The organism is Pontibacterium sp., assembly GCF_041587635.1.
Classification (GTDB): domain Bacteria; phylum Pseudomonadota; class Gammaproteobacteria; order Pseudomonadales; family Balneatricaceae; genus Pontibacterium.
Map to the genome: position 1 here is coordinate 1 of NZ_JBFGYC010000438.1, position 3475 is coordinate 3475.

At 48.8% G+C, this 3475-nt stretch carries 5 protein-coding genes; 3 read left to right on the forward strand and 2 right to left on the reverse strand.

Features of this window, described 5'->3' with window-relative positions:
- Positions 1-97: 97 nt before the first annotated feature.
- Entirely contained in the window at positions 98-889 is a 792-nt protein-coding gene (locus tag ABYW01_RS17040) for a hypothetical protein (protein WP_372835029.1), read from the reverse strand.
- A gap of 154 nt (positions 890-1043) precedes the next feature.
- Complete coding sequence (locus ABYW01_RS17045; protein WP_372835031.1) at positions 1044-1280, reverse strand: hypothetical protein; 237 nt, start codon at positions 1278-1280, stop codon at positions 1044-1046.
- Positions 1281-1703: 423 nt separating this feature from the next.
- Here ABYW01_RS17045 and smrA point away from each other — a divergent pair, with 423 nt between their 5' ends.
- The 3 genes from smrA to ABYW01_RS17060 all read left to right on the forward strand — a co-directional run.
- Positions 1704-2282 carry a DNA endonuclease SmrA gene (smrA, locus tag ABYW01_RS17050; RefSeq protein ID WP_372835034.1) on the forward strand — a complete coding sequence of 193 codons (579 nt, stop codon included), beginning with the start codon at positions 1704-1706 and terminating at the stop codon, positions 2280-2282.
- Between the two features lie 109 nt (positions 2283-2391).
- A complete protein-coding gene (locus tag ABYW01_RS17055; RefSeq protein ID WP_372835036.1) occupies positions 2392-2997 on the forward strand; it encodes a DUF924 family protein in 606 nt (201 codons plus the stop codon).
- A gap of 166 nt (positions 2998-3163) precedes the next feature.
- A partial coding sequence (locus ABYW01_RS17060) for a hypothetical protein (protein WP_372835039.1) occupies positions 3164-3475 on the forward strand: 312 nt, incomplete at its 3' end.

Genomic DNA, 3475 nt, shown 5'->3' on the forward strand with positions numbered 1-3475 from the left:
ACATTATATTGCAACCGCAAGGCTTCCAGCATGATGGACACTTTTCGGCCGTTGGGAGTGCCCCAGGTATAAAGATCAATCATCAAAAACTCCCTGCTTACTGGCTGATAAAGTGGTTGTACACACGGATCAGTTCATCCTCAGAGAACTGCACGATGATCAGTTGCTGGCCCGGCTCGATCAGATCCGGATCGTCGCCCAGACGACCGCTACGATAATTATAGATGTAGGTGGTTTTGACTTTATTTTGCAGTACCTTGCCCAGGAAGGAGCTTTGTTTGTTGTTCAGCTTCTCATCGGCCTGCTGTGGTATGTCCACATACAGTTTGTCTTTCTTTTCGCCCAGCTTAATACCTTCCGCAAAGGTTCGGGTCAGGCCGGTTTGCAGAATGCCCCATAAGCCTTGTTCATCACCGTCATTCACTGCATGTATGTAATACACCTGTTTACCGCTGGTTTCGGGCCGGTCGAGCAGTTCCTGTAATTTGATACGGTTGCCGTTACTGAGTATCTCATCACCAACAAAAACGGGTGCAGGGATGACTGCGCCTGTTTCCACGCCAAAGGTTTTGCTACCGGATTCCTGCACGATCTCCAGTTCAGCACTGCTTTCGACCTGCTGTTGCGGTAATTTCAGTAGTTGGGAGGCGGTCACAAAATGGTCAGCGGTTTCGATATTAATCGACTGTTCGGGTGGGGCTGTAATCTGATTGATATGTTTGCGGGCTTCTTTGACCACCTCGCTGTCCGGTTCTGATTGAACGCTGGGTGTTTCGGTAGTCTCGGCAGGAGGGGCACCGGGAAGATCAAGATCTATTGATTTGTTCATGAACACATAGGCAGCTGCACCCGCGAGCAGCACTGCAAACACAATCAAAACACGTAGCATCCCTAACCTCACGTTGCGTCACTTATCATGTTTACACACTGTAGCTTGCATTCAAGATTGAGAAAAGAGCTGCATAAGAAAGGGCGCATATATTGCTATATGCGCCCTTTCCGTCACCTTGAGGGGGGAGAGAACCCCAGAGGTTATCGAACAATTACTGCAGCTGTTCCCAATTGACCTGGCCAACATGGATGGCAGATGCATCAGGGATCAGATCAACAAAGCTCCAGGCATCAACTGCCAGAACATCGAGCTGCTTGACCTTCTTTTCTTCGCCGACTTCCAGGCGAAGCTCGGTACCGTCATCAGTAGTGCCTGTGAACACCAGAATGCCATTACGCACACGGGTGAGATTCATCTGGGTATCGTTGTAGATATACAGATCGCTCATCGACATGTTTCAGGACCTCATATTTTTGTTAGTACACAATGTGAAGAGTCGGTCAGCAAAAGGAACGCATTTTCGATAGCTCGCTGAGCTTCCAGCGAGAAACTTTCGTATGTGCATCAGACCTCTGCTCACTTGCTCCACTTTTATTTTTTTGCTTTGGGAGAGAGGCGTTGATTATTGTGTAACCGATTGATGATTTAAAGTGATACATAAATCAATATATATGTAATTTGATCTGTATCATGTTTTTTGTGTGGTTATTTGCGGGTAGTCCCAATTGCCGTTGAGTTTTGGCAATGAGATCGCAACGAACGGATATTCAGGCATTCTGTATCCTGCTGCAAATGCTGAACCGTGACGGTACGTTGTAGTCAAATCTTGAGATTGTTTATACTGCCGCGGAATTTGGGTAGTGGGGGAAATATGAGTTCTGACGATCTTGATTTCATGGATATGATGATGGGCGAAGGTGTAACACCGGCCAAACAAAGTGATAAAGCTGATCTGATCGGGCATCAGGATAAGCGTGGTGATGCCGGTTTGAAGGAACGTCGTCATGCAGCTGAAGGCGATGTGCATGAAAGTTTGTCCACTCAGCAAGTGGTATTGCTTCATCCCTTTGATCCGCTGGAGTGGAAACGGGATGGCGTACAGGATGGGGTTTACCGGAACGTGCGTCTGGGTAAATATCAGTCTGACGCGCGACTAGACCTGCACAAAAAATCACCGACTCAGGCGCTGGATGAGTTACTGGGGTTTATCACCGAGTGCAGTGGCTTTGGTATTCGTTCCGTCGTAGTCAGTCACGGACGAGGCAGCCACGAAGATGCCCCCGGTAATGTGATGCGCAGCTACTTAAACCAGTGGTTGCCGTTGATCCCCGAAGTAATGGCTTTTCACTCTGCTCAAAAACAGCACGGCGGTTTGGGTGCGACCTATATTTTGCTGCGAAAAAACGAAACTCAGCGACGTGATAACTGGGAAAAGCATCAGAAACGGTGAGTTTTTTCGCAGTAGAACATGGTTAGTTACAGCTTCTGTGGCACTCTTCCTTTAAGAGACCGTGGGGATGTTCTATAACAATACAAACACCGGAGTTGAGGGCGTCGTTGTGAGTGTACAGATCGAAGAGATATTGCAGTTCTGGTTTGGTGCCATGGAGGAGGGGTTTCCCAGTACCGACCGCACCGCGCTATGGTGGGGCGCCAGTGATGAAACAGACCAGCTGATCGAAGAGTTGTTTGGTAGCAGTGTGCGTCAGGCATTGCGTGGTGAGTTGAATTTGTGGGCTGAAAGCCCGCGTGGGCGTTTGGCTCTGATTATTCTTCTGGATCAATTTACGCGATCGTTGTACCGCAGCAGTCCCGAGGCATTCAGTGGCGATGAGCGGGCGTTGGCTTTGTGCTGGATGGGATTAGGGCGAGGTCATGATCAGGCGTTGGACTTTGCTGAACGACAGTTCTTTTATATGCCCTTGGAACATGCGGAAGACCTTGAGGCTCAAGACCAGAGCATCGCCTGCTTTGAGCAGGTACTGATGGAAGTGCCACCTCATAAAAAAGTGATCGCGCAAGGTGCATTGGACTTTGCCCATCAACACCGTGACCAAGTCGTCCGTTTTGGACGTTTTCCGCACCGTAACCGTATTCTGGGTCGAAGTTCCACCACCGAAGAGCTTACATTCCTGAATCAAAGTAATCATAACTGGGGTCAGTGAGACAGTTACTGGCCCTTATTGTGGACAGCGGTTCCTGAGGATGCAGGGGGAGTACTCTTGGTCATCCTTCTTATTTCTTGTAGATTCCTGCCATGCTTTTGAATCTGGTTTGCATTGCCCGCAGAAACAGTATTTACTCAGCCGTATCACTGCCGGGAATAGATCCATGAATCAACAACAAGAAGAAAAACAGACGCGTGCGGTTGTGAAACGTTTTCCTCGTCCTGCTCTACTGGCAGCGGCGGCAGGTTTCCTTTTTTCCGTTTCTGTCTATCTGTCCATGCCCGCTGACGATTTGATGGCGCCGATACTATTAATTGTCGGCTGCGTGATGACAGCGGCGATATCACACTATTTGAAACAGACTCTCCTGCGAGCGGATGTACTTGAAACTGAACTCAACGGTTGCATCGCAGAGTTAACCACCACGCGTGAAAATGCTGACCTTGTTGGTGTGACCGATCGTGTGACCGGGTTA

Excerpts from the sequence above, each read along its gene's own strand:
- ABYW01_RS17040 (WP_372835029.1), bottom strand. The coding sequence starts at position 889 with ATGCTACGTGTTTTGATTGTGTTTGCAGTGCTGCTCGCGGGTGCAGCT.
- ABYW01_RS17045 (WP_372835031.1), bottom strand. The coding sequence starts at position 1,280 with ATGAGCGATCTGTATATCTACAACGATACCCAGATGAATCTCACCCGT.
- smrA (WP_372835034.1), top strand. The coding sequence starts at position 1,704 with ATGAGTTCTGACGATCTTGATTTCATGGATATGATGATGGGCGAAGGT.